General features: G+C 76.3%; 19 protein-coding genes. 8 read left to right on the forward strand and 11 right to left on the reverse strand.

The window, feature by feature from the left end; all coding sequences use genetic code 11:
• Positions 1 to 4: 4 nt before the first annotated feature.
• The 4 genes from ANAE109_RS12120 to ANAE109_RS12135 are packed head-to-tail and all read right to left on the reverse strand — an operon-like array spanning position 5 to position 3,990.
• Positions 5 to 1,474: a methyl-accepting chemotaxis protein gene (locus tag ANAE109_RS12120; protein WP_012097157.1), complete on the reverse strand. Its 1,470-nt coding sequence runs from the start codon at positions 1,472 to 1,474 to the stop codon at positions 5 to 7.
• A 1-nt stretch (position 1,475) separates the two neighbouring features.
• Entirely contained in the window at positions 1,476 to 1,994 is a 519-nt protein-coding gene (locus ANAE109_RS25305) for a chemotaxis protein CheW (protein ID WP_012097158.1), read from the reverse strand.
• Positions 1,991 to 3,532: a CheR family methyltransferase gene (locus ANAE109_RS12130; RefSeq protein ID WP_012097159.1), complete on the reverse strand. Its 1,542-nt coding sequence runs from the start codon at positions 3,530 to 3,532 to the stop codon at positions 1,991 to 1,993. Before ANAE109_RS12130 ends, ANAE109_RS25305 begins: the two co-directional genes overlap by 4 nt.
• Positions 3,529 to 3,990: a chemotaxis protein CheW gene (locus ANAE109_RS12135; RefSeq protein ID WP_012097160.1), complete on the reverse strand. Its 462-nt coding sequence runs from the start codon at positions 3,988 to 3,990 to the stop codon at positions 3,529 to 3,531. Before ANAE109_RS12135 ends, ANAE109_RS12130 begins: the two co-directional genes overlap by 4 nt.
• 337 nt (positions 3,991 to 4,327) lie before the next feature.
• Between ANAE109_RS12135 and ANAE109_RS12140 the strand changes: the two genes are divergently transcribed.
• Entirely contained in the window at positions 4,328 to 5,872 is a 1,545-nt protein-coding gene (locus tag ANAE109_RS12140) for a hypothetical protein (RefSeq protein WP_012097161.1), read from the forward strand.
• A gap of 24 nt (positions 5,873 to 5,896) precedes the next feature.
• Here ANAE109_RS12140 and ANAE109_RS12145 read toward each other — a convergent pair whose 3' ends face one another.
• Positions 5,897 to 7,687, reverse strand: a complete 1,791-nt coding sequence (locus tag ANAE109_RS12145; RefSeq protein ID WP_012097162.1) for a glycoside hydrolase family 15 protein — start codon at positions 7,685 to 7,687, stop codon at positions 5,897 to 5,899.
• A gap of 112 nt (positions 7,688 to 7,799) precedes the next feature.
• Between ANAE109_RS12145 and ANAE109_RS12150 the strand changes: the two genes are divergently transcribed.
• The gene (locus tag ANAE109_RS12150; RefSeq protein ID WP_012097163.1) at positions 7,800 to 8,618 is read left to right on the forward strand and encodes a cation transporter; all 819 of its coding nucleotides are present in this window, start codon (positions 7,800 to 7,802) and stop codon (positions 8,616 to 8,618) included.
• Between the two features lie 50 nt (positions 8,619 to 8,668).
• Here ANAE109_RS12150 and ANAE109_RS12155 read toward each other — a convergent pair whose 3' ends face one another.
• Positions 8,669 to 9,367 carry a hypothetical protein gene (locus ANAE109_RS12155; RefSeq protein WP_012097164.1) on the reverse strand — a complete coding sequence of 233 codons (699 nt, stop codon included), beginning with the start codon at positions 9,365 to 9,367 and terminating at the stop codon, positions 8,669 to 8,671.
• A 320-nt stretch (positions 9,368 to 9,687) separates the two neighbouring features.
• Between ANAE109_RS12155 and ANAE109_RS12160 the strand changes: the two genes are divergently transcribed.
• The 6 genes from ANAE109_RS12160 (at position 9,688) to ANAE109_RS12185 (ending at position 15,782) form a co-directional block, all read left to right on the forward strand.
• Complete coding sequence (locus ANAE109_RS12160; protein WP_041448305.1) at positions 9,688 to 10,137, forward strand: hypothetical protein; 450 nt, start codon at positions 9,688 to 9,690, stop codon at positions 10,135 to 10,137.
• Entirely contained in the window at positions 10,134 to 10,739 is a 606-nt protein-coding gene (locus ANAE109_RS12165; protein WP_012097165.1) for a hypothetical protein, read from the forward strand. Before ANAE109_RS12160 ends, ANAE109_RS12165 begins: the two co-directional genes overlap by 4 nt.
• 5 nt (positions 10,740 to 10,744) lie before the next feature.
• Positions 10,745 to 12,136, forward strand: coding sequence for a hypothetical protein (locus tag ANAE109_RS12170; RefSeq protein ID WP_012097166.1), 1,392 nt, complete (start codon positions 10,745 to 10,747; stop codon positions 12,134 to 12,136).
• Positions 12,136 to 13,392 carry a PAS domain-containing sensor histidine kinase gene (locus ANAE109_RS12175; protein ID WP_012097167.1) on the forward strand — a complete coding sequence of 419 codons (1,257 nt, stop codon included), beginning with the start codon at positions 12,136 to 12,138 and terminating at the stop codon, positions 13,390 to 13,392. Before ANAE109_RS12170 ends, ANAE109_RS12175 begins: the two co-directional genes overlap by 1 nt.
• Positions 13,389 to 14,729 (forward strand): sigma-54 dependent transcriptional regulator, encoded by a 1,341-nt coding sequence (locus ANAE109_RS12180; RefSeq protein ID WP_012097168.1) that lies wholly within the window; start codon positions 13,389 to 13,391, stop codon positions 14,727 to 14,729. The genes ANAE109_RS12175 and ANAE109_RS12180 overlap by 4 nt, the downstream gene beginning before the upstream one ends.
• A 99-nt stretch (positions 14,730 to 14,828) precedes the next feature.
• Positions 14,829 to 15,782, forward strand: a complete 954-nt coding sequence (locus ANAE109_RS12185) for a ketopantoate reductase family protein (RefSeq protein ID WP_012097169.1) — start codon at positions 14,829 to 14,831, stop codon at positions 15,780 to 15,782.
• 18 nt (positions 15,783 to 15,800) lie between these two features.
• Here ANAE109_RS12185 and ANAE109_RS12190 read toward each other — a convergent pair whose 3' ends face one another.
• From ANAE109_RS12190 to ANAE109_RS12210, 5 genes are all read right to left on the reverse strand, one after another.
• On the reverse strand, positions 15,801 to 17,045 hold the full coding sequence (locus tag ANAE109_RS12190) for a TolC family protein (protein WP_012097170.1): 1,245 nt from the start codon (positions 17,043 to 17,045) through the stop codon (positions 15,801 to 15,803).
• Positions 17,032 to 20,154, reverse strand: coding sequence for an efflux RND transporter permease subunit (locus ANAE109_RS12195; RefSeq protein ID WP_012097171.1), 3,123 nt, complete (start codon positions 20,152 to 20,154; stop codon positions 17,032 to 17,034). The genes ANAE109_RS12190 and ANAE109_RS12195 overlap by 14 nt, the downstream gene beginning before the upstream one ends.
• On the reverse strand, positions 20,154 to 21,746 hold the full coding sequence (locus ANAE109_RS12200; RefSeq protein WP_012097172.1) for an efflux RND transporter periplasmic adaptor subunit: 1,593 nt from the start codon (positions 21,744 to 21,746) through the stop codon (positions 20,154 to 20,156). Before ANAE109_RS12200 ends, ANAE109_RS12195 begins: the two co-directional genes overlap by 1 nt.
• The gene (locus ANAE109_RS12205) at positions 21,743 to 22,024 is read right to left on the reverse strand and encodes a hypothetical protein (RefSeq protein WP_012097173.1); all 282 of its coding nucleotides are present in this window, start codon (positions 22,022 to 22,024) and stop codon (positions 21,743 to 21,745) included. Before ANAE109_RS12205 ends, ANAE109_RS12200 begins: the two co-directional genes overlap by 4 nt.
• Positions 22,025 to 22,134: 110 nt before the next feature.
• Positions 22,135 to 22,443, reverse strand: coding sequence for a hypothetical protein (locus ANAE109_RS12210; protein WP_012097174.1), 309 nt, complete (start codon positions 22,441 to 22,443; stop codon positions 22,135 to 22,137).
• Between the last annotated feature and the right edge of the window lie 40 nt (positions 22,444 to 22,483).

Raw genomic sequence — 22,483 nt, forward strand, 5'->3', positions numbered from 1 at the left:
GCGCTCACGCGGCTTCGCGCGTCTGGACCAGGCGGGCGAGGTCGCGCGACATGGTGGCGAGCTCGGAGGCCGTCTGGAGCGACTGGCCGGAGCTCGCCTCCGCCTCGCGCGTCGCCTGCGCCACGTTCGCGATCGCCTCGTTCACCTGCTCGACGGCGGTCGCCTGCTGCTTGGTGGAGAGCTCGATCTCGCGCGCGGAGTCGGTGGTCATCCCGACGAGGCGCGCGATCTGCGAGAACGCCGCCGCGAGCTCGGCGAACTGACGCGCGCCTGACTCGGCGGCCTTGGAGCCGCTCTCGGTCGCCATCACCGTGGTGTTCACCGAGGCGCGGATCTCGTCGACCAGCACCCGGACGTCCTTCGTGGACCCGGCCACCCGATCGGCGAGCTTGCGGATCTCCTCCGCCACCATCTGGAACCGGCGGCCCGCCTCGCCCGCGCCCGCCGCCTCGATGGTGGCGTTGATGGCGAGGATGTTGGTCTGCTCCGCCAGCTCGTTGATGATCTCGACGACGCCGCCGATCTGCTGCGACCGGCGCCCGAGGTCGAGCATGTGGTTCACGATCAGCTCGACCTGCCGGCGGATGCCGCCCACCGCCTCCTGGCTGCGCTGCACCGCGTGGTCCCCGGTCCGCGCGGCGGCGGCGGTGTCGGAGGCGATCGAGGCGACGCGCTGCGCGCTCTCCGAGATCTGCCGCGAGGTGGCGAGCAGCTCGTTGATGGTGGTCGTGATCTCGGCCATCGCGCTCGCCTGCTGCTTGGCGCCGGTGGCCTGCTGGCCGGCGGCGGCCTTGAGCTCCGCGGAGGAGGTCTCCACGTGCCGCACCGCGCCGGCGATCTGCCGCGCCAGGGTCCTCCCCAGCAACCAGGCCAGGGCGCCCGCGAGCGCCACGCCCGCGAGCGAGAGCGCCATCACCAGCCGGATGGCGTCGGAGACGGCCTCGGTGGAGGCCCGGCGCCGCGCGTCCAGCAGCTCGCGCTGCTGGGCGATGTAGCTCTCCACGGCCGCGTTGAGCCGCTCGCGGAGCGGCCGCACCTCCTGCTCGAGCCGCGCCGCGGAGAAGTCCAGCTTCGTCCTGGGCGCCTCGGCGAGGATCCGGTCCACGGCGCCGCCGTGCTGCTCCTCGATGCGTCCCACGTCCTCGAGCAAGCGCCGCAGCCGCTCGTCGTCCTCCTGGGCGAGCAGCCCGTCGAGGACGCGGCGCATCTCGGTGCGCGCCGCCTGCATCGCCTCGAGGTACCGCGCGTCGCTCGACATGAGGTAGGCGCGGGCCTCCGCCGCCTTCCGGAAGCTCATGGCGTTCAACCGCTCGGCGTTGACCAGGTGCTGGACCGCGAGGTCGATGACCTCGTCCTTGCGCGCCACCGCCTCGCGCAGCGCGAACACCGCGACGCCCGCGATGGCCAGGGCGACGGCGACGACGAGCGCGAACGCCAGCGTGAGCTTCTGCGAGAACGTGAACCTCGAGTTCATGTCACTCTCCGCGTGTGTAACCCGTCACGGCGCGCAGGACCGATGGGACGCTCACCACCGGGCGGCCGGCGCCCTCGATCTCCACGACCTCGGCGAGGTGGCCCACGGCCTCCCCCGCGTTCCGCTGGAGCGCCGAAGGGGGCACGAGCAGGTGCCCGTCCAGCGCGCCGAACGCCAGCGCGACCCGCTCCTCCCGGCCGGCGAGCAGCATCCAGCGCGGGGCCTCGCCCTCCTCGGCGAGCCCGAGCAGCCGGGCGAGGCTGAAGACGGGGAGCACCGCGCCCCGATGGCCGCACACCCCGAGCACCTCCGGACGGCGGCTCGGCGCGGGCACGATCGCCTTCGCCGGGAGGAGGCCCGCGGTCTCGAGCAGGCGCACCGCGACGGCCTCGCCGCCCGCGCGGATCGCGAGCAGCGGGACGAGGTCGCGCCGCGCCCCGCGCGCCGGGGCGGCGAAGGTCGCGTCGAAGGCGGCGCGCAGGGCCGCCGCCGTCCGCTCGAGGCTCGCGTCGTCGCTCACGGGATCCCTCCGCAGGCGTTCAGCTCGGCGCGGCAGACGTCGAGGAGCGCGTCGCGCGTGAAGCCCCCGCCGAGCATCAGGATCCGCGAGCCCTCCTCGCCGGCGAGCAGCACGAGGGCGCGGGAGAGCTCCCGCCGCGCGGCCTCGAGGTCGCCGCCGCGCTTCGCGAGCAGGCCGAGGTGCAGGCGCGGCATGGCGAACGTCGGGTCGAGGTAGAGCGCGTAGCGATCGTGGTCCGCCGCCGCGGCGAGGTCCCCGGCGTGCTCGCGGCAGAGCGCGCGCAGGTAGTGCGCCTCCGCGTTGAGCTCGTCGCGCTCGAGGATGCGCGCGCACACGCCCTCCGCGCCCTCGAGGTCGCCGCTGCTGGTGAGGAGGACGGCGCGGAGCAGCAGCGCGTCCACGTCCTCCCCGCCGGCCGGCGCCCGCCCGCCGAGCGCGGCGAGCGCGTCGGCGAACCGCTCGCGCCTGAGGAGCTCGAGCGCGAGCGCCACCCGGGCGCCGTCCTCGCGCGGGGCGGCGCCGCTCCGCGGAAGGGCCTCCTCGCGGAGGGACGGCTGCGCGGCGGCCGCGTGCGCCGCCGCGCTGACCTTCGCGACCCGCTCCGACGCGTCCTGGATCGCCTGCACCCAGGCGGTCCGGGCGTCGGGGGGCGGCGTGGGCGCGGGCCCCTCGCGCTCGGGGACGGCGGCGGCCTCCCCGGCCTCCTCCTCGCCCCTCGACTGGTAGTAGAACGTCCCGTGGGACTGGCGCAGGTGGAACTCGGTCGACACGCCGCGCAGGGTCTCGGCGTGGCCCAGGAACAGGTAGCCGCCCGGCACGAGCGCACCGGCGATCCGCGCCACCACGCGGCGGAACACCTCCGGCGCGAAGTACATGACGACGTTCCGGCAGAACACGACGTCGAAGCTGCCCGGCGCCCACAGCTCCGGGTCCTCCTCGACCAGGTTGCGCTCCTCGAAGGAGACCAGGGCGCGCACGTCGTCCACCACGCGCGCGTCTCGGCCCTCCGAGCGGAAGAAGCGGGCCCGCAGCGCGGGCGTGGTCTGGCGGAGCGACCACGGCGAGTAGCGGCCCTCCCGAGCGCGGGCGATGGCGGCCGGGTTCACGTCGATCCCGAGGACGCGCACGTCCCACCCGGCGAGCTGCGGCGCCGAGCGGACGAGCATCGCGAGCGTGTAGGGCTCCTCGCCCGAGGCGCACCCCGCCGACAGGATGCGCAGCCGGCGGTCGGCGCCGCGGCGCCGCACGCGCTCGGGGAGCACGAGGCCCGAGAAGGCCTCCATGTCGTTCGCGTTCCGGAAGAAGTAGGTCTCGCCGACGGTGAGCCGCGCCGCCAGCGGCCGGATCTCGTCGCGCCCCGCCTCCCCGGAGAGCCGCGCGACGTACGCGTCGAGCGACCGCGCGCCGGTCGCCTCGACGCGCTCCGCGGCGACCTCCGCGAGGAGCTCGAGCTTGTCGTCCTCGAAGCGCAGCCCGAGCCTCGCGCCCACCGCGCGGCGGAAGCGCTCGAGCTGCTCGGTGCGGTCGCGCGCCGTCACGCGAGGTCCTCCCGGCCCGCCGCCGCGCGCCACGCGTCGTCGGGGACGATCCGCGCGGCGCGGAGCACGACGAGCAGCTCGCCGTCGAGCGCGCCGAGCGCCTCCGCCGCAGCGCCTTCCGCCACGCCGAGCAGCGGCCTCGCCGCCCGATCCACCCGCTCGAGCGGCACGACCCCCGAGACCTCCTCCACCGCCAGGACCGCGGCGCGCGCGCCGCACCGGACGAGCACGAAGCGCTCGGCAGCCGCCGCCTCGGCGGTGCCGAGGAAGGCGGAGAGCTTCACGACGGGTACCGCGGCGCCGCGCACCACCGAGGCGCCCAGCACGAACGGAGGGAGACCTGCGACCGGAGTGGTCGGCAGCGGACGCATGATCTCCATCACGTCCGCCAGCGGGAGCGCGCAGACGCGCCCGCCCGCGCGGACGAGCAGGACGGGAGCACGCGTTTCCTCGCTCAACGACGCCTCCGGATGGGGACCAACCTTGTTAGGCGACCTGGGGCCCTGATCGCAAGCTTCCGGCGGCGCTCGCCCGGGCTGGCCCTGAACCTGCGCGAGGCTGGCCGCTCGCCGTGCCGGCGTACGGGCAACTCCCCGCCGCGAGCGCGCCGGGGGAGGTCCGGCCATCCGACACGGAGCGTGCAAGGGCCTAAGCGGTGCGCGCGAGGGCGCCTCGTTGGTGAGCCGTCACGCCGCGGCAGTTGCTGCCGGGCGCAGCCACCCGCAGCGTCCCAACGGAAACCCGCTCGTCCGTCCACAGGGCGAGCGCCGGGATGGGTGAGAAAGGGGCAGCGGCGTGATCGGAAGGTTCGGCAAGAAGGCTTGCTTCGTGGCGGCGGTGCTGTTGGCAGCGTGCGGGGGAGGCGGCGGCTCGACGACCGCGCCGGTGGATCAGCCACCGCCGGTGCAGCCGCCCCCGGTGCAGCCGCCGCCGGAGGACCCGCCCATCGTCGTGCCGCCGCCGGAGGAGCAGCCCGCGGTGACGCTCGGCGCGCCGGCGACGATCGGGAGCTGGACGTTCTACGCGGCGGAGGGCCAGGCGGTCGGCGTGTACGACGCATCCGCCGACGAGGACGGCAACGTGTACGTCGCCGCGGGCGCGGCGGTGTTCGCGAAGGCCCGCGGGGACGCAGAGTTCAAGGCCTTCGACGCGAAGAGCGCCGGACTCACGACGAACTGCGACGAGGCGCAGACCCTCATGTGCCCGGTCATCTCCGTCGCCGGCGCCCAGCCCGGGCGCGCGGTGATCGGCTTCATGGGCATGGGGACCGACGGCGACCTGGATCCGGAGTGGTGGATGTCCTCCGGCGGCGCGGACGTGGTCGCGTTCGACCCGGCGGCGGGGACGCTCGCGCGGGAGCGGCACGTGTTCATCGCGGCGCCGCCCGAGCGCGTCGATCCGCTCCAGGAGAGCGGCGCCTACGACTTCTGGAACCTCGGCCGGAAGAAGGTCCGGCAGGTCCACCGCATCGCCGTCGAGCACGACCAGGGCCGCGGCCTGCACTACGGCGACGTCTGGTTCGCGGGCTCGCACGGGACGTTCTCGCTGCTCCTCGCCAACGCGACGGAGCGAGGCTGGGGCGTCGACGCCACGCGCTTCCCGGGGTTCGAGGCGGCGCAGGACGTGTGGGAGCACGACCACCCGGATCTGTACGGCGTCCTCCGCGGCGACCGCGCCGAGATGATCACCGGCACCTCGACGGCCCTGGCCATCGATCCCACGACGGGCGATCCCTGGGGCGCCAACTCCATCCGCCTCGCCGTGAAGAAGGGCGCGGGCGCGCGCCCGGACTCCTGGCGCGCCGCGATGTTCCCGCCGAAGACGAGCAGCTGGACGGGCTTCTACGACCTGTGGCCCGACCCCATCGTCGCCTCGGCGTCGGAGTTCATGGCGCTCGACCACACCTACCAGGACGCGGTGAACTCGCTGTCGTTCTGCACGGACGGGACGCTCTGGGTCGGCTCGGGCATCCACGGGCTCGCGCGGCGCGCGCCCGGGGAGCCGCTGCCGGAGGACGTGTTCGAGAAGGTCGCCATCCCGGCCGAGTACTGCTGGGCCGACGAGCTCGACAACCCCATCTGCCCCGTCTACTCGGTCGCGTGCGATCCGCTCGACGGATCGGTCTGGGCCGGGCTCGGCTACGGCGTCATCGGCCGGTACAAGGGGGGCGCGTGGACGTTCCCCGTCCCGGGCGCGTCACCGCTCTTTGCCCGGCAGAACCCGGTGAGCTCCATCCAGATCGACGCCTTCGCGGGGGCGGACCAGCGCATCGTGTACTTCAGCCACATGCCGACGTGGAAGGGCGCGAACGGCGGGCTGACGGTGTACCGCGGGCCGTAGCGGGCCGGGGCCCCGGGCCGGCGACTAACGGGATCGCCGGCTCGCGGGCCCGCCCCCGTGGGCGAGGATCTCGGCGCTGCCGACCAGCGCCATGTGGCTGAACGCCTGCGGGAAGTTCCCGACGAACCGCCGGGCGCGAGGGTCGTACTCCTCGGAGAGCAGGCCCACGTCGTTCGCGAGGCCCGCCACGCGCCTGAAGAGGCGCACCGCCTCCTCGTGCCTCCCGGCGAGCGCGAGGGCGTCCACCATCCAGAACGAGCAGGCGAGGAAGATCCCCTCCCCGGCCGGCAGCCCGTCCGGAGTCTTCGCGGAGTCGTAGCGGCGCACCAGGCCCCCGTCGTCCACCAGCTCTCGCGCGATGGCGTCGATGGTCCCGAGCACGCGCGGGTCGCGCGGCGGGAGGAACCCCACCGCCGGGATGAGGAGCAGGCTCGCGTCGAGCTCCTTCGCGCCGTAACGCTGCACGAAGGCGCCTCGCTCGGCGTCGTAGCCGCGGCGGCACACGTCCTCGTGGATCTCGTGGCGCAGCGCCCGCCAGCGGTCCACTGGGCCCTCCAGGCCGAAGCGGCGCACGGTGCGGATGGCGCGATCGAAGGCGACCCACGCCATCACCTTCGAGTGGGTGAACTGCTGCCGCTCGGCGCGCACCTCCCAGATCCCCTCGTCGGGCTCGTGCCAGCAGCCCTCGAGGAAGTCGAGCAGCGCCCGCTGCAGCCGCCAGCCCTCCGGCACCGGCGCGAGGCCCGCCTCCTCCGCCTGGAAGAGGCAGTCCATCACCTCCCCGTACACGTCGAGCTGGAGCTGCTGATACGCGGCGTTCCCCACGCGCACCGGCCGCGAGCGCTCGTAGCCGTCGAGCCACGGCAGCTCGCGCTCCTCGAGGTGCCGCTCGCCCGCGAGGCCGTACATGATCTGCATCTCCGCGGGATCCCCCGCGACGGCGCGCAGGAGCCAGTCGCGCCACGCAGCCGCCTCCTCGCCATACCCGGCGTCGACGAGGGCCGTGAGCACGAGCGTCGCGTCGCGCAGCCAGCAGAACCGGTAATCCCAGTTGCGGACACCCCCGACGTGCTCGGGCAGCGAGGTGGTCGCCGCCGCGACGACGCCCCCGGTCGGCGCGTAGGTGAGCGCCTTCAGCGTCACGAGGGACCGCACGACCTCGTCGTGCCACGGCCCGGTGTGCGTGCAGCGCGACGACCACTTTGCCCAGAACCGCTCGGTGTGCTCGACCTCGACGAATGGGTCGATCGGCTCCGGCGGCGCCCGGTGCGATGGGAACCAGGTGAGCGTGAACGGGACGCGCTGCCCCGCCTCGATCTCGAAGGCGTGGCGGGCACAGTCCGGCTCGACCTCGCAGGGCGTAGGCGAGCGAAGGAGCACCGCGTCCGGCCCCGCCAGCGCGGCCATCCCGCCGTCGAGCCGCCGCAGCCAAGGTCGCCGGGTGCCGTACTCCATCCGGAGCCGCAGGTCGAAGTCCATCCCGACGCGGCCTTCGACCCCCTCCACCACGCGCACGAGATCCGGGACGTCGTGGCGCGGTGGCATGAAGTCGACGAGCCGGACGCGCCCGCCCTCCACCTCGAACTCCGTCTCGAGGACGAGGGTGCCGGGCCGGTACCGGCGGGTCACGCTCCGCGGCTCGAGCCGTGGCGCGATGCGCCAGCGCCCGTTCTCCGGACTTCCGAGCAGCGCCGCGAAGCAGGCGTCCGAGTCGAAGCGTGGCCAGCACAGCCAGTCGATGGAGCCGTCGCGCCCGACGAGCGCGGCGCTCTGCATGTCGCCGACGAGCGCGTAGTCCTCGATGCGGAGCGCCATCGTCTCCTAGCTAACCGGGAGGTCCCCGGCGCGCCGGGCCGCCCTCAGGGACCGCCGGCGCAGCGAACGTCGCGCTGGCGCTCGCGGCCGTCAGGCGCGATAAGGGCGGCGAATGGATCCCGACGCCACCGCGCAGCTCCGGACCGTCTTCACCGTCCCGAGGATGGACTGCCCCTCCGAGGAGCGGCTCGTTCGCATGGCCCTCGAGGGCGCCGAGCTCGCCGAGCTCCGGTTCGACCTCGTCGCGCGGCAGGTGACGGTGGTGCACCGCGGCCCAGCCTCGACGCTCCTCTCGCGGCTCGAGCCGCTCGGCCTCGGCGCGGCCGTGCTCGAGAGCGCGGCCGTCCCGGTGGGTGCGCCCACCCGGGGGGCGCCGGTCTCGGCCGCCGCCGAGCGCACCACGCTCCGGGTGGTGCTCGCGGTGAACGCCCTGATGTTCGCCGTGGAGCTGTCCGCGGGCTGGATGGCCGAGTCGACGGGGCTCGTGGCCGACTCGCTCGACATGCTCGCGGACGCGGGCGTGTACGGGCTCTCACTCTACGCCGTGGGCCGGAGCCGCGCGCTCGAGCTGCGCGCCGCTCACCTCTCCGGTTGGCTACAGGCCGCGCTCGCCCTCGGCGCGCTCGCCGACGTGACCCGGCGGCTGCTCCTCGGAAGCGCGCCCGAGGCGCCCGCGATGGTGGGCGTCTCGCTCCTGGCCCTCGCCGCGAACGTCCTGACGCTCGTGCTGGTGTCGCGCCACCGGGACGGCGGCGCTCACATGCGGGCGAGCGTCATCTTCTCCACGAACGACGTGCTCGCGAACGTGGGGGTCCTGCTCGCGGGCTCCCTCGTCGCGATCACCGGCTCGCGCCTCCCCGACCTGGCCATCGGCGCCGCGGTGGCGTCGATGGTGCTGGCCGGCGCCCTCCGCATCCTGCGCCTCCGGTGAGGACGAAGCGCCGGTCCGCGGGATGCCGGCGCCTCGTCCTCGGGCACGGCTCAGAGCGCCGTCGGCGCGGCGGCGGCCGTCGATCCGCTGCCGTCGCAGCCGTAGGGGCAGTCACCCGCGCTGCCGCCGCAGGTCCCCTGGCAGGCCCCGGGCTCCTGTCCGAGCGGACAGGTGCCATCGCCCGTCCCGGAGCACGTCCCATTCATGCAGCCCATCCAGTCCTCCTCGCCGCAGTGCATCCCGTACGTGCCGTCGTCGTTGGCGTGGCAGGCCCACTGGGCGGCGCCGTCGCCATCCATCGCCTGGCAGCGCTGCCGCTGCTGCTCGAGCCAGCCGCCCATCTGACCGGTGTGATGCTCCGCCTCGGCGCGGTTCTGGATGGCATCGCCGGCGCACGCGATGCCCTGGTGCCGCGCCAGCTCGCCCGCCATCGCCTCGACGCCGCAGGCGAGATCGGCCCCTGCCATCATCCGCATGCGGTGACCGCCGCCCGACAGCTCTCCGCTCAGCTGCCGCATCCGCTCGAGCGCCGGGCCCGCGGCCGCGCCGTACCGGCCCTCCGCGGCGCGGCAGTCCTCGGTCGCCTGCGCCGCGCCAGCCTCCGCCTGGTATGCCGTCACGGCGTCGGCGAGCTCGGCCCGGGCGGCCTGGTACGCCTGGACCTCGGCCCCCAGCGCGCTCTCCTCGGTCCCGCCACACGCGGTCGCCAGCGTGGCGGCCACCACCCACACCAAGTTCCTCGTCGTCAAAGCTCTTCTCCTGCGAGCGCTGGGCTGCGCGGGCCTCGCTCGCCTCCGGCTCCGCGCCGCGGCGCGCTCCGGCACGCCGCACCCTCCCGCCTCGCAGTCCGCGTGCCAGCGCGCGATCCCGCCGGATTCCGGCGTTTCGGCGGGAGCAACCGACCTCGGCGCCGCGAGGCTCCCCCGAACCGACGTACCAGCCGGTACGGTCGTGCGTACGGTCCGGGACGTCTCCGAGCGGCCCGCCGCCTGTCGGCACGGGTTTCACCGCGGCACGGAAGATGCTCCGTCTCCATTGCGCCTTCCGCGGCTCTCAGGAGAATGCAGCCATGCGCCACGTCCCCCTCGTAGCCCTCGCAGCGTCGCTCGCGCTCGGGCCCTGCACGGCCGCGCCCAGCGACCACTCCAGGCGTGAGGCCCACGAGGCCGTGCGGGCGGCGCTGATGGAGCGCGCGACCCTGCCGGCCAGCTCCCCTTCTCTTCCCGAAGCGGGCGAGGCGATGGACGCGGCCACCCGCGCCGACCGCGCGCGCCGCGCCGAGGCCGAGCAGCGCGCCGCTCACGAGCGCGCCGTGCGGCGGGGCGAGCAGCACCGGGCACGCCATGGAGCCCGTGATCACGCCGGAGAGGACCCGCGGCGCGCGGGGATGCACGACGGAGACGCGTCGGGGGAGTGCCGGGACGCGGCGGGGACCATGCGCACGCGGGAGATGCGCGGGGACATGGACGGCGGACACACGGGCGGCTCGGATCACGGGCCGCACCAGGGCGGGAGATGATCGGAGGCGCGATCGCGCTGCGTGGCGCCGGGATCGCCCTGGCCCTCGCCCTCGCGGCGGCGGGGAGCGGGGCCGACGCGCACCTGCTCGCGGGCGCGGCCCACTTCCGCGAGGCCCGCTACGCGGACGCCCTGATCGAGTTCCGGGTGGCGGAGCGGCTCGGCGAGCCGGAGGCCGCCGCGTACGCCGGCGCCGCCCTCGTCAAGCTGGAGCGGTGGGAGGAGGCGGTCGAGACGTTCGAGGCGGCGGCGCCGGGCGAACACCCGCTCCACGACTACTACCGGGCGCTCGCCTGCTACGGCGCCCGGCTCTACGGATGCGCCGACCGGCTCCTCGCCGGGATCGGGGAGCGGTCGGGCCCGCGCATCGCCGAGCAGGCCCGTGCGCTGCGCGCCGAGCTCGCTCGCGCGCTCGCCGCACCCGCTTCGGAGGCGAACCTCGCGTGGTATCGCGCACGGTGCGAGGCGCGTCGCGCGGAGGGGCGTGCGGCGCTCGCCGCGGCGTACTGCCGGGAGGCGGAGGCGCTCGCGGCGCGGCGCGGCGCCGCCACGCGCGCGGCCGGCGCCGATGACTCCGCGCTTGCGCCGGGGAACGGAGGGTGACGTCCATGGCGCCGCTGCTCGCGCTCGTCCTGGCCGCGGTCGATCCGTGCGCTCCGGTGGAGGCGGTCGCGCTCGATCCGCTGGCGGCGCGGGCGTACCGGGAGGTCGGCGACGCCGAGCTCGCCGCCGGCGCCCGCGACAGCGCGGTGGCGGCGTATCGCGAGGCGCTGGCGCGCGATCCCGGCGACGCGGCGTCGCGCGACGCGCTCCAGCGGCTCTGCAGCGACGGGCGCGCGCCCGATCCCTTCCAGGAAGGCCTGCGCCGCATGGACGCGGAGGACCTCGGCGGCGCGGCCCGCGCGTTCGAGGCCGCGCACGCCTCCGAGGGGAGCCCCTCGGCGGCGCTCCTCGCGGGCATCGCGCGCTACGAGCTCGGCGACGACGCCGCGGCCGAGCGGCTCCTGCGCGCGGCCGAGCGCGACCCGGTGCACCGCGAGGAGGCCCGCTTCTACCTCGGCCTGCTCGCGCTCCGCGCCGGTGACGGCGGGCGCGCGGCCTCGCTCCTCGAGAGCGCCGCCGCGAACCCGGCGCTCGCGAGCCCCGCGAGCGATCTCGCGCGGCTCGCGCGGCGCGACGGGCGGGTGATCCTCTCGCTCCTGGCCGAATCGGGCTGGGACTCGAACGTGAACCTGGGCCCCGGCGGACCGCAGGGCGCGGCCGAGTCGGACGGGACCGCGGGGCTGTCGGCCGCGGCCCTGTGGCGGCCGAGGGGCTCGCGAGGCCCCTACCTCCGCGCGGCCGGGCTCCTGCACCAGCTCGCGCAGATGGACGAATACGACGTGGCCGGCGTCGAGGCGGCCGCCGGCTGGCAGCTCCGCGCCGGGCGCACCGGCGCGGCCGCCGAGTACGAGTACGCGCACCGTGCGCTGGGGGGCGACGACTACCTGGGCGCCCATCGCCTGCTCGCCACGGGCTGGACGCGACGCGGCCGCGCGGCCGCGAGCGCCTCCTACGCGGTGCGCTTCGAGTCCTACGCCGGCGACTGGTCGCCGTTCTCGGGCGTGCTGCACCGGGCCGAGGCGCGCGCAGCGGTCGACGCCACGCCGCGGCTACGCCTCAGCCTCGCCTACGCCGGCGCTCGCGACGTCACCGACGAGCCCCTCCTCTCGTACTGGGAGCACGGCCCGCGCGGGGAGGCCCGGGTCCTGCTGGGGCGCGCTCGCCTGGGCGTCGATCTCGGCCTCACGTGGCGCGCGTACGACCACTTCGACGAGGACCTCGGGGCGCAGCGGAGCGACACCTACCTCGACGGGGCCGCCTTCGTGGAGCTGGACGTCGCCGACCGCTGGACGGCGCGGGTGGGGGTCGTCGGCCGGTACGCTGCGTCCAACGTGGACGCCCTCGCCTACGACAAGCTCGCGCCCTCCGTGGCGATCGGCTACACGCTGGGGCTGTAGTGTCGCTCGCGCGGATCCCGCTCGCGGCCGCCGCCCTCGGCCTCGCCGTCGCCCTCACCGCGACGTTCTCGCTCCACCGCTCCGCGACCGGCGCGCTGGACCGCGTGCTCGAGGAGCGGCTGAGGGGCGCGGGGACCGCCGCCGCCCAGCTCCTCACCGACCTGGAGCCCACGCCAGCGCGGCTGCGCGGGATCATGGCGGCCAACGCGCTGGAGGGCGCCTACGTGCTCTCACCCGAGCTCGTGGTGCTCGCCGACGCGACGGGCCCCTCGGGCGGTCGCGCGGACCTCCTGCGCGTGGACGCGGCCCGGGTGGAGCGGGCGCTCCGCGGACAGGCCTCCGTGGCCTTCGGGTACGCCGTCGGCGAGGTCCCGGTCGCGAGCGGCTACTTCCCAATCCCGGGCTCGGCCGGCGCGCCGCGCGCGGTGCTCGCCCTCGAGGCGGGAGAGTCCTTCGCCGAGGCCCGGGCGGGCGTGCGGCGCGCGCTCCTCGTCGCGGTGCTCGTGTCGGCGCTCGGGGCGGCGAGCCTCGCCGGGCTCGGGATCCACTGGGGGCGCGCGGAGGCGGCGCGGCGATCGGACGCGGAGCGCGCCGCCCGCGGCGACGCGCTGGCGCGGATGGGGGCGATGGTCGCGCACGAGATCCGCAACCCGCTGGGCGTCATCCGGGGCGCGGTCGAGCTCGTGCGCGAGCGCTCTGCGGGCGCGCTCGTCCCGCGCGACCGTGAGGCCCTCGAGGACGTGCTCGGCGAGGTCGAGCGGCTCCGGCGGCTGACCGACGACTTCCTCGACCTCGCGCGCGAGCCCTCGATCGCGCCGGCCGAGGTGGACGCGGCGGCGATCGCGGAGGAGGCGGCCCGCGCGCTGGCGCGCTCCCACCCGCGGGTGGACGTCCGCCTCGCCCTGCCGGCGCTGCCGGTCCACGCCGACCCCGCGCGGCTGCGGCAGGTGCTGTCGAACCTGCTGCAGAACGCGGCCGAGGCCGGAGCCGGCTGCGTCGAGATCCGCGGCGCCGCCCGCGACGGGAACGTGCTCCTCGAGGTGCGAGACGACGGCCGCGGGATCGATCCCGCCGTCCGGGCGCGCCTCTTCGAGCCCTTCGCGACGGGCCGCAAGGACGGCGCCGGACTCGGCCTCGCCATCGCGCGCCGCATCGTGGAGCGGCACGGCGGCGAGCTGCGCCTGGTCGCGCGCCCGGGGCCGGGCGCGGCGTTCGAGGTGCGGCTGCCGCGGCCTCGTGGACGGGAGCTCGCATGACGCGCATCCTGGTGGTGGACGACGAGCCCAAGCTCGGCAAGGTGGTCGCCCAGATGCTGGAGCTCGATGGGCACGAGGTCGAGCGCGCCGCCGGTGGGCGCGACGCGCTCGTCCGTCTCGCCGCCTCCCGCTTCGACGTGGTGGTCACCGACCTGCGCATGCCCGACGTGGACGGGCTCGCCGTCCTCCGCGCCGCGCGCGCCGTGCCCCAGCCGCCCGAGGTGGTGGTGATGACCGCCTACGCGACGGCCGAGTCGGCCGTCGAGGCGATGAAGGCGGGCGCGGTCGACTACGTGACGAAGCCGTTCTCGATGGACGAGCTGCGGCTCCGCGTCCGGCGCCTCGCCGCGCAGCGCGGCGCCGAGGTCCGGGAGGCGCGGCTCGTCGCGCGGCTGACCCCGGAGCTCGTGGCCGAGAGCCCGGCCATGCGCGCGGCGCTCCAGGCGGCGCGGCAGGTCGCAGCGACCGACGCGACCGTGCTCCTCCTCGGCGAGAGCGGCACCGGGAAGTCGCAGCTCGCGCGGTTCATCCATTACCAGGGACGCCGGGCGGCGGGGCCGCTCGTGGAGGTCCACTGCGCGGCGCTCCCCGAGACGCTCCTCGAGGGCGAGCTGTTCGGCCACGAGAAGGGAGCGTTCACGGGCGCGACCCAGCGGAAGGCGGGCCACCTCGCCGCCGCGGATCGCGGCACCCTCTTCCTCGACGAGATCGGCGAGATCACGCCGGCCACGCAGGTGAAGCTCCTGCGCTTCCTCCAGGATCGCCGCTTCGTGCCGCTCGGCGCGACCGAGGAGCGCTCGGTGGACGTGCGCGTCGTCTCCGCGACCAACCGCGACCTCGCGGCGGCGGTGGCGGAGGGCACCTTCCGGGAGGACTTCTACTACCGCCTGAACGTGTTCGCGATCCCGGTGCCGCCGCTGCGCGAGCGCCCGGAGGACGTGCTCCCGCTCGCGGAGCGCTTCCTGGCCGCACGCGGGCTGCCGCCCTCGAAGCTCGGCGCCTCGGCGCGCGAGCGGCTCCTCGCGCACCGGTGGCCCGGCAACGTGCGCGAGCTCGAGAACGCGCTCGAGCGAGCGCTGATCCTCGCTGGGGAGGAGGAGATCCGCGCCGACCAGCTGGCCAGCGGGGGCGCGCAGCGGGGTCGCCGGGCGACCGACCTCCTCGTGGAGGGCTTCAGCCTCGACGCGTTCGAGCGCGAGCTGCTCCACGCCGCCCTCGAGCGCGCCGGCGGGAACAAGACGCACGCCGCCCGCATGCTGGGGATCACGCGCCGGCGCCTCTACTCGCTCCTCGCGAGCCACGAGGGCGGCGGGGACCTGGCGCCCGACGACGCCTGACCGCGCCGGGCGCGAGCGACCGCGCCCCCGCGCGGCGCTGCGCCCACCGAGCCTCGAACTGCGCGTGCCAGCGGGCGCCGGCTCTGCTAAGCAGCGGTGATGCGCATCGTCGTCGTCGGAGCGGGAGGGGTCGGCGGTCTCCTGGCGGGGCTCCTCGCCCGCGCGGGAGTCCAGGTCGGGGTCGTCGCGAGGGGCGCACACCTCGAGGCGATCCGGAGCGAGGGGATCGCCGTCGAGTCCCCGCTCGGCACCTTCACCGCGCGCGTCGCCGCGGAGCCCGCGCCGGGCGCGCTCGGGCCCGCCGATGCGGTGCTCGTCGCGGTGAAGTCCTGGCAGGTGCCCGAGGTCGCGCCGTCCCTCACGCCGCTCCTCGCCGGCGGTGGCGTCGCCGTCCCGCTGCAGAACGGGGTGGAGGCGGCCGGCCAGCTCGCCCAGGTGCTCGGGCCGGAGCGCGTCGCCGGGGGGACGATCGCCGTGCTGGCGTGGATCGCGGGCGCAGGGCGCGTGCAGCACGTGGGGTCGACGCCGCGCCTGGCGCTCGGCGAGCGGGGCGACCTCGCGCGCGCGCCCTCCCCCCGCCTGGAGGCGCTCGCCGCCGCGCTCCGGGCCGCCGGGGCGGAGGCCGCGGTGACGCCCGACATCGAGGCGGCCGTCTGGGAGAAGTTCCTCTTCGTGGAGCCGCTCGGGGCGATCGGCGCCGTGTCGCGCGCGCCGATCGGGGTCGTCCGCAGCGTCCCGGAGACACGCCAGCTCCTCGCCCTCGCGCAGGAGGAGGTCGCCGCGCTGGCGCGCGCCCGCGGGGTCGCGCTCCCTCCCGACGCCGCGGCCCGCGCGCTCGCCCGCGTCGACACGGTGCAGGCGGACGGGACCATCTCGATGCAGCGCGACCTCGGCGCGGGGCGCGCGTCCGAGCTCGCGGACCAGACCGGCGCGGTGGTCCGCCTCGCGCGCGCCGCCGGGGTGGCGGCGCCGGTCCACGAGACGCTGCTCGCGGCGCTGCTCCCGCAGGAGCTGGCGGCGCGGGGGCGGATCGAGCCGTTCGCGCGGACGTGAGGCGGATCCGACCGACCGTCAGCGCCCCGGCTGCTCCCCCGTCACCCTCCCCAGCTCCGCCTCGGCGCGCGCGAGCCGCTCGACGGCGTCGATCCGATCGCGCCGCGCGTCGAGGAGCTGGCCCCGCAGGAGCGCGACCTCGACGAAGCCGAGGCGCCCCTCCGCGTGGGCGCGCTCGACGAGCGCGGCGTTCTCCTCGACGGCCGCGATCGCGCCGTCCCCGAGCGCCTCGACGGCAGCGCGCGCGCTACGGACGCGTCCGGCCGCGAGCCGCACCTCCTGCCGAACGCGGCGCACGAGGCCGGCGAGGTGGGCCTCCGCGGTGGACGCCCGCGCGGACGCCTCCGCCCGCGCCACCTCGTTGCGCCGGAAGAGGGGCAGCTCGACGGCGAGCGTCCCCTGCACGATGTCCTCGCCCTCCTCGCGCGCCCAGGCCACGCCGAGCGCGGGCGAGGGGATGGCCTCGCGCCCGGCGAGGCGCGAGCCGGCGCGGGCGGCCTCCGCGTCCGCGCGGGCGGCGGCGACGTCGGCGCGTCGCTCCAGCGCCTGGTCCGCGAGCGCCGCCTCGTCCGCGGGCGTGATCGCCGCGCGCGGCGTGCCAGGCGCGAGGGCGAGCTCACGCAGCGCGCCCGGCTCGAGCCCCAGGGCGAGCTCCAGCGCCGCCTCCGCGGCGGCGCGGTCCTCCTCGGCGACGAGCCGTCCGCGACCCGCGCGGCCGCTCGCCACCCGCGCGGCGATCACCTCGAGCCGGGACACGTCCCCCGCCCGCTCCCGCGCCACGGACGCCCGCTCGGCGTCGACGGCGATCCGCGCCGCCTCCGCCTCGACCGCGGCCCGCTCCCGCGCGGCGCGCACCCCGGCGAAGAGCGTCCTCACCTCCGCGAGCACCTCTCCGCGCCGCACCGCGCGCCGGGCCTCCGCCGCGCGGAGCGCCGCCTCCGCCGCGTCTGCCCGGGCGCCGCGCTGCCCCCACGGCTCGAGCCGCTGCGAAAGGGCCGCCTCGTACTCGGCCGTCCCGTCGCGCCGCCCGGCCGCGGCCTCGACCATGGGGTTGTCCGCGAGCAGCCGGCCCGCGACGCGACGCGTCTCCGCCGCCGCGCGCACCTCGGCCTCGGCCGCCCGCACCTCGGCGCTCGCCGCGAGCGCGCGCTGCACGGCGTCGGCGAGCGCGAGCTCCTCCGCGCCCCGCGCCTCCGAGGCGAGCGCCGCGATCGACGCCGCCGCGAGCGCGCGGCACCAGGCCCCGGGATCACGGAGAGACACGCGCCACCTCCTCCTCGCGCTCGTCCGCCGCGAGGACCTCGGCGTCGCGGCCGCGGCCCATCGAGGCGTACAGCACCGGCAGCACCACCAGGGTGAGGAGCGTCGACGACAGCACGCCCCCGATGACCACCGTCGCGAGCGGCCGCTGCACCTCCGCGCCCACGCCGGTGTTCACCGCCATGGGCACGAAGCCGATGGCGGCGACGGCCGCCGTCATGAGCACCGGCCGCAGGCGCGTGATCGCCGCCTCCCGCACCGCCTCCGCGAGCGGGCGGCCGCGCGCGAGGAGCTGCCGCACGCGCGAGACGAGCACCATGTCCCCGAGCACCGACACGCCCGAGAGCGCGATGAAGCCGACGGCCGCCGAGATCGAGAACGGCATCCCGCGCGCGAGGAGCGCCACGACCCCGCCGATCATCGCGAACGGCACCCCCGCGAAGATGCGCAGCGCGTCGAGGGCGCGCCGGTAGGTGAGGTAGAGCAGCCCGAAGATCAGCAGCAGCGCCGCAGGGACCACGACGAGCAGCCGCGAGCGCGCCCGCTCCAGGTTCTCGAACTGGCCGCCGTAGCGGAGCCAGTAGCCCTCCGGGAGCTCCAGCTCGGCGTCGAGCCGCCGGCGCACCTCGGACACGAAGCCGCCCAGATCCCGCCCCCGGACGTTGGCCTGCACCACCACCCGGCGCTTCCCCCACTCGCGCTGGATGGTGGTCGGCCCGCTCACCTCCCGGATCGTGGCGAGGCGGCCGAGCGGGACCCGGTCTCCGCTCGGCGTGCGCACCGGCACGGTGGCGAGCTTCTCCGGATCTTCGCGGTAGGGCGCGCGCAGCCGGACGGCGAGCGGGAAGCGGCGCTCCCCCTCGCGCACCTCGCCGGCCACCCGCGTGCCGACCGCCTCGACGACGTCGAGCACGTCGCGGGCGGCGACGCCGTGCCGCGCGACGGCGGCGCGGTCCACGCGGACCTCGAGCACCGGCTGGCCGGTGATCTGCTCGACCGACACGTCCGCCGCGCCGGGCACCTCCCGGACGATGCGCTCCACCTCCCGGGCGGTCGCCTTCAGCACGTCGAGATCGTCGCCGAACACCTTCACGCCGAGATCCCCGCGGACGCCGGCGATCATCTCGTTCACCCGCATCTCGATGGGCTGCAGGAACGAGAGCCGCATCCCCGGCAGCGACGCGAGCGCCTCCTGCATGCGCGCCGCGAGCTCCTCCTGCGTCTCCGCCCGCGTCCAGCGCTCCCGCGGCTGGAGCGTGACGAACACGTCGGTCAGCTCGACCCCCATCGGATCGGTGGCGACCTCGGCGGTGCCGGTGCGCGACCAGACCCGCTTCACCTCGTCCGGGAACCGCGCCCGCAGCACCTGCTCGATGCGCGTGCCGTAGCGGAGCGACTCCTCCAGGGACACGTCCGCGAGCCGGACCGTGTTCACCACGATCGTCCCCTCGGACAGGCGCGGGATGAACTCGCTGCCGAGCCGCGTGGCGAGGAGCCCCGCCGCCGCCACCGCGGCGACGGCGCCGGCGAGCACGGCGCGCCGGTGCGCGAGCGCCCAGTCGAGGAGCGGACGGTAAGCGGCCGCGAGCTTCCGCGCCAGCCACGGCTCACGGCGCGGGACGTCGTGACCGCCCCGGCGCAGCACGTACGAGGCCAGCACCGGCATCACCGTCAGCGACACGAGCGCCGAGCCCAGCAGCGCGAGCACCACGGTCAGCGCCATGGGGCGGAAGAGCTTCCCCTCCACGCCCTCGAGCGCGAGGATCGGGAGGTACACGACGAGGATCACGAGCTCGCCGAAGAGGGTGGGACGCCGCACCTCGAGCGTCGCGTCGCGCACCACGTCGAGCACGCTCCGCCGCCCGCCCGCCTCCGACAGCCGCCGCTCGGCGTTCTCGACCAGGATGACCGAGCTGTCCACCACGAGCCCGAAGTCGATCGCCCCGAGCGACATGAGGGACGCGGCGATCCCGAGCCGCAGCATGCCGTGGAAGGCGAACAGCATGGAGAGCGGGATGGCCGCCGCGACCACGAGCCCCGCCCGCCAGCTCCCCAGCAGCGCGAACAGCACCGCCACGACCAGCAGCGCGCCCTCCACCAGGTTCGTGCGCACCGTGCGCAGCACGAGGTCCACCAGCTCGGTGCGCTCGTAGACGGGCTCCACCTCGACGCCCGCCGGGAGGCGTGCCTTCACCTCCTCGAGCCGCAGCGCGAGCGCGTCGGTGACCTGGTGGGCGTTCTCGCCGACCAGCATGAAGCCGAGCCCGAGGATCGCCTCCCCCTCCCCGTCCGCGGTGGTCGCGCCGCGGCGGATCTCGTGGCCCGCCTCCACGCGGGCGAGATCGCGCAAGCGCACGGGGACGCCGCCGCGCGCCGCCACCACCACGTCCGCCACCGCTCGGGGCCCGTCCAGCGCGCCGACGCCCAGCACGAGGCTGGCCGCTCCACCCCGCGAGATCACCCCGCCGCCCACGTTCGCGTTGTTCGCCTCGAGGGCCGTGTACACGTCCGCGAGGGCGAGATCGAACTGCTGCAGCCGCAGCGGATCCACCACCACGTGCCACTGCTTCTCGAGCCCTCCCCAGGCGTTCACCTCCGCGACGCCGGGGACGGTCCGGAGCTGGGGGGCGATGACCCAGTCGTGGAGCGTGCGCAGCTCCTCGAGCGGCACGGTCCGGCTCTTCACGACGTAGTGGAAGATCTCGCCGAGCCCGGTCGCGACCGGCCCGAGCGTGGGGCGCTCCACGCCCGGCGGGAGCTCCACGGTCCCGAGCCGCTCCGCCACCTGCTGCCGTGCAAACCAGAGATCGGTGCCGTCGGCGAAGCGGACCGTCACCTGCGAGAGGCCGAACTTCGAGATGGACCGCACCTCCCCCACGCGCGGCAGCCCGGAGAGCGCGGCCTCGACGGGCACGGTGAGCTGGCGCTCGACCTCCTCCGGGGTGAGCGCGGGCGCGGTCCCGTTCACCTGCACCTGGACGTCCGTCGTATCGGGGAAGGCGTCCACCGGGAGCGCGCGGAACGCGAGCGCGCCCGAGACGGCGAGCGCCGCCGTCGCGACGAGCACCGCGCCGCGGTGCGCCAGGGACCAGCCGACGATGTGGGCGAGCATCAGCGCTCCTCGAGATCGCAGCAGCCCGCGCCGATGGACTCCTTCGAGATCTCGGTCTTGAGCAAGAAGGCGCCGGTGGTGACGACCTCGGCGCCCGCGGGGAGGCCGCCCCGGATCTCGACCGCGCCGCCCTCCGCCTCACCCAGCTCCACCGCCACCGGCTCGAACACGCGCGGCTCGCGGCGCGCGAACACGACCGCGCGCCCCTCGACGTGCTGCACGGCCTCGCGCGGGACGAGCAGCGCCGAGTGCGGCTCGGAGACCCGGATCTCCGCGCGGAGGAAGGTTCCCGCCTTCAAGGCGCGCCTCGGGTTGGGGAGCTCGACGCGCGCGCGCACCGTGCGCGAGGCCGGATCGACCCGCGGCGAGACCCGCGCGATCTTCCCCTCCAGCGGGCCGCCCGGGACCCCCTCGAGCGTGACCCGCACCGGCTGTCCGGGCTGGACCCGTCCTGCGGTCGCCTCGGGCACCTCGAGCTCCGCCCACATCCGCGAGAGGTCCGCGATCTCCATGAGCACCTGCCCGGCCGAGACGGAGCGGCCGGCGACCGCGTCGCGCGACACGACCGTGCCGTCCAGCGGCGCGCGCAGCACGTGCCGGCCCGCGGCCGCACCGGGGGCGGCCCCCGCGGCCACCAGCGAGCCGCGGGCGGCGTCGTGCTCCGCCTGCGCAGCCGCGAGCTCCCGGCGCGCCTCCTCCGCCTCCTTGCGCGGCGCGAGCCCGTCCTGCACCAGCGCGTCCGCGCGTGACGCCGCGGCGCGGGCGGCGGCGAGGCGCGCCTGCGCCGCCGCGAGGCGCGCCTGCTCCTCGCCCACCGAGGCCGAGGCGAGCACCACGAGGGGATCGCCCGCCCGGACGTCGTCGCCCAGGTCGGCCTTCACCTCGAGCACCCGCGCCTCCGCGCGCGGGGAGAGCTGGGCCAGACGGTTCCCGTCGAACGCGAGCTGGCCTACCACCTCCAGCGTCCGCGCGAGCTCGCGCGGCTCGACGCGCGCGGTCTCGATGCCCGCCTCGTCGGCGACCCGCGCGGAGGCGAGCACCACGCGGGTGCCCGGCTCCGGAAACGGGGGCGGCGCGGCGCCGGCCGCCGCGAGGCGCTCGGGGTGACAGCGCGGGCAGTCGGACTCGGGGAAGCCGTGCTCGCGGCAGTAGTCGTTCGCCGCCACGAACTTCGCGACGAGGCGCGGGTCGCACTTCGTGCACCTCGACTCGGGCACGCCGTGCTCCCTGCACCAGTCGGCGGGCGCAGGCGCGGCCGCGAACGTGAGCTTCGGGTTGCACTCCAGGCACTGCGACTCCGGCACGCCGTGCTCCGCGCACCAGTCGCCCTGCGCCTGGAACACGGGCGCGAGATCGGGGTTGCAGCGCGTGCAGAGCTCGGCGGGCACGCGGTGCGCGCAGCGCGCCGGGGCGGGGGCCTCACCCCCGTGGCCGTGCCCGTCGTCCGGCCCGTGACCGCGCTGCGCGCCCGTCGCGTCGGAGCCACGCTCGGCGCTGACGCCCTCGGCCTTCGGCCCGGACGGGGTGGCGCTCGACGCCCCGCCGCAGCCCACGGCGAGCGCCGCCGCGAGCGCGATGGCGCGGCGGCTCACTTCACGCCCTTTCGCGCCAGCTCCGGGTGGCAGAGTGCGCACTGCGACTCCGGCCGGTCGTGCTCGGCGCACCAGTCGCCCTTCGCCTTGAACACCGGCGCGAGCTTCGGGTTGCAGCGGGTGCAGAGCGGCTTCGCGACGCCGTGCGCGCACGCCTCCGCCTTCTGCTGGACGGAGGGGGCCTCGGCGGCCTTCGGCGCGGACGTGTCGGCGGCGAGGGCGGGCGTGGCGAAGAGGGTGGAGAGGGCGAGCAGCGACGGGGCGAGCTTCGAGATCATGGGGTCCTCCGCGCGTCCGCATCGCGGACGCCGGATCAGGGACGACAGGTGGCGATGGATCGGGTGCCCGCGGCGTCGCGTGGACGCACCTCGGGCGCGAGCGGCGCTCGCTAGCGTCGCGGAGGATGGAAGATGTCGGCGGGCGCCGTGCGCCCGGCGAGCGCGGCGTCCACGAACGCCACGTCGACCCCGGCCGTCGAGACCGGAGCGAGCGCGGCGGTGCCCGCCGGCTCGATGCCGCGCACGGCGCAGCAGCCGCAGGCGAGGCCCGGCGGGCAGTCCGGGCACGGCACGTCGTCGCGCTCCGGCGCCCTCTCCTCCGAGCAGCACGCGTCGTCGCCCCCGGCGAGCGGGAGCGCCGGGGCGGCGGTCGTCGCGAGCGCGAGGGCGGCGCAGAGGGCGCGGAACCAGGCGGGCATGCGGACCAGCCGATTACCGCGGTACGCGCCGACCCGTCAA

This window comes from Anaeromyxobacter sp. Fw109-5 (assembly GCF_000017505.1).
Classification (GTDB): domain Bacteria; phylum Myxococcota; class Myxococcia; order Myxococcales; family Anaeromyxobacteraceae; genus Anaeromyxobacter.